Annotated in this window: 3 protein-coding genes; 2 read left to right on the top strand and 1 reads right to left on the bottom strand. The window is 74.1% G+C overall.

Going from position 1 to position 2,747, the window contains the following annotated elements:
• The coding region (locus ACWEN3_RS44730; RefSeq protein ID WP_452983955.1) for an ROK family protein at nt 1-680 on the bottom strand (680 nt) is incomplete at its 3' end.
• A 240-nt stretch (nt 681-920) separates the two neighbouring features.
• On the opposite strand from ACWEN3_RS44730, the gene ACWEN3_RS44725 reads away from it, so the two are divergent.
• Together ACWEN3_RS44725 and ACWEN3_RS44720 are read left to right on the top strand one after the other, a co-directional pair.
• Nucleotides 921-1,970 carry a LacI family DNA-binding transcriptional regulator gene (locus ACWEN3_RS44725; protein ID WP_452983952.1) on the top strand — a complete coding sequence of 350 codons (1,050 nt, stop codon included), beginning with the start codon at nt 921-923 and terminating at the stop codon, nt 1,968-1,970.
• Between the two features lie 7 nt (nt 1,971-1,977).
• Entirely contained in the window at nt 1,978-2,721 is a 744-nt protein-coding gene (locus ACWEN3_RS44720; protein WP_452983949.1) for a hypothetical protein, read from the top strand.
• Nucleotides 2,722-2,747: the final 26 nt, after the last annotated feature.

Genomic DNA, 2,747 nt, shown 5'->3' with positions numbered 1-2,747 from the left:
GCCACGGCGACCGGGTCGCCCGCCCGGGCGGCGGCGGCCACCGCGGCGGCCGAGGTGTCCCCGTCCGGGCCGGGACGCCAGCCGCCCTCCAGGGCCCGGCGGGCGATGTTGGGCCCGCTGGCGATGCGCTCCACGCAGCCGCGGGAGCCGCACGGGCAGAAGTCGCCGTCGAGGTCGACGCTGATGTGGCCGATGTGCCCGGCGTTCCCGGTCGGGCCGGGGTGCAGCTGCCCGTTCAGGACCAGGCCGCCGCCGACACCGGTCGACACCACCATGCACAGCGCGTTGTCGTGGCCGCGGGCGGCGCCCTGCCAGTGCTCGGCCGCCGTGATCGCGACCCCGTCGCCGATCAGCTCGACCGGCAGGCCCCCGGTGGCCGCACGTACCCGCTCGACCAGCGGGAAGTCCCGCCAGCCGGGGACGTTCACCGGGCTGACGGTGCCCGCGGCGGCGTCCACCGGGCCCGCGCTGCCGATGCCGACCGAGCCGGCGCGTCCCCACAGGGGAGAGCCGGCGAGGTCGCCGAGCACCTCCTCGACGGCCCGCATGACCGTTTCGCCGTCCTGCTGGGCGGGGGTGCCCCGCTGGGCCCACGCCAGGATCCGTCCGTGGCCGTCCACCAGACCCCCGGCGATCTTGGTGCCGCCGATGTCCAGGGCTGCCACGAGGTCGGTGTGCATCAGTGTCAGATCTCCCCGTTGAAGCTCGAGAACCAGAAGGTGCGCAGGGCCGGTCAAGCGGTGGGGGCGCGGGCCGGCGAACAGCGGTGGACAGTCTCTCGCGCATCTGACAACGTTGTCCAGGCTCTATGCTCGACGCCACATCCTCATACAAACCATGGCTCGACGCACCACCCGGGACGCATTCTCCGTGGACGCCTCCCCCGTGGACGAGACGGACGAGAGACAGGACAGCGCATCGTGCCCGAGACCACCCGCCGCGCAGACCGCCTCCCGGGGAACCGGTACGGCAACCGCCCGACGATGAAGGACGTCGCGGCCAGGGCCGGGGTGGGACTGAAGACGGTGTCCCGGGTGGTCAACGGCGAGCCCGGGGTCACCCCGGACACCGAGCGCCGGGTGCAGGAGGCCATCGAGGCGCTGGGCTTCCGCCGCAACGACAGCGCGCGCGTGCTGCGCAAGGGGCGCACGGCGAGCATCGGCCTCGTCCTGGAGGACCTCGCGGACCCGTTCTACGGCCCGCTCAGCCGAGCCGTCGAGGAGGTCGCCCGCTCCCACGGCGCCCTGCTGATCAACGGTTCGAGCGCGGAGGACCCGGAGCGGGAGCAGGAACTGGCGCTTGCGCTGTGCGCACGGCGGGTGGACGGTCTGGTGGTGATCCCGGCCGGGGACGACCACCGCTATCTGGAGCCGGAGATCCGGGCGGGCGTGGCGACCGTGTTCGTGGACCGCCCGGCCGGCCGGATCGACGCCGACGTGGTGCTGTCCGACAACTTCGGCGGTGCCCGAGACGGCGTCGCCCACCTGATCGCGCACGGGCACCGCCGGATCGGGTTCATCGGCGACATGCCCCGGATCCACACCGCGGCCGAGCGGCTGCGCGGCTACCGGGCGGCCATGGAGGACGCGGGGATACCGGTCGAGGACCGCTGGATGTCCCTCGGGGCGACGAATCCGGAGCGGGTGCGCCTGGCTGCGGAGGAGATGCTCGCCGGCCCCGATCCCGTCACCGCCGTCTTCGCGGGCAACAACCGGGTGACGGTGACCGTGATCCGGGTCCTCGCCGAGCAGTCCCGCCAGGTCGCCCTCGTCGGTTTCGACGACATCGAGCTGGGCGATCTGCTCCGGCCGGGCGTCACGGTCGTCGCCCAGGACGCGGCCGCGCTCGGCCGTACCGCGGCCGAACGGCTCTTCCGCCAGCTGGACGGCGGGCTCGTCGCGCCGGAGCGCGTCGAGCTGCCGACCCGCCTGATCACGCGCGGCTCGGGCGAGCTGCCACCGGCGGACTGAGCCAGGCATGGCCACGCTGGAGGAGCTGGGCCTGGCCGGGGCGCCGCGGGAGCATCCGCTCACCTACCCGGGCGCCTGGCCCGCCGACTCCGGGCTGCTGCACGGCGACCGGATGCTGCCGCTGGAACGCCTGGTGCACGACGACCGCACACCGGTGCTCGCGGTCGGCTCCAACGCCTGCCCCGGCCAGTTGCGACACAAGATGACCGAGTCCGGGATCGACGCTCCGGTGCCGATGGTGCGGGCGCGGGTGACGGGCCTCGAGGTGGGTGTCTCCGCGCACGTCAGCCGCATGGGCTATGTCTCCGCCTCCCCCGTCAGGTCGGCCCGGTCCGCACGGGAGCTGTTCGTCCTCTGGCTGGACCCCCGGCAGCTGGACGTGATCGACGCCAGCGAGGGCGTACCGCTGCGGGGCGGCAACTTCCGGCGGGCCTGGGTGCCCGCGCCGGACGTACGGATCGAGCTGGCGGACGGTGCACTGCTGGCGGGGGCGTACATGTACGTCAACCGGCACGGGGTGCTGCACAACCACAGCGGTGCGCCGCGCAGGCATCCCGGCCAGCGGGCGCTGCTCACCGAACTCCTCGTGGCGTCCGCCCCGTTGCGGGACCTGTTCGGGGTCACGCCGGAGGAGTTCAGCGCCCGGGCGCGCGGTGACGCCGGACTGTGCGCGCGGGGCACGCGGCTGTTCGCCGAGCACAAGTGGGTGACGGAGTCGGGGCTGGAGCCGTACACGGACGCTCATCGGTAGCGCCGCCCGCCCGCGCGCACGGCGCC

The sequence above is a fragment of the Streptomyces sp. NPDC004561 genome, assembly GCF_053602155.1.
The sequence above is the reverse complement of the archived record's forward strand: the minus strand, read 5'-3'. Positions and strand labels throughout refer to the sequence as shown.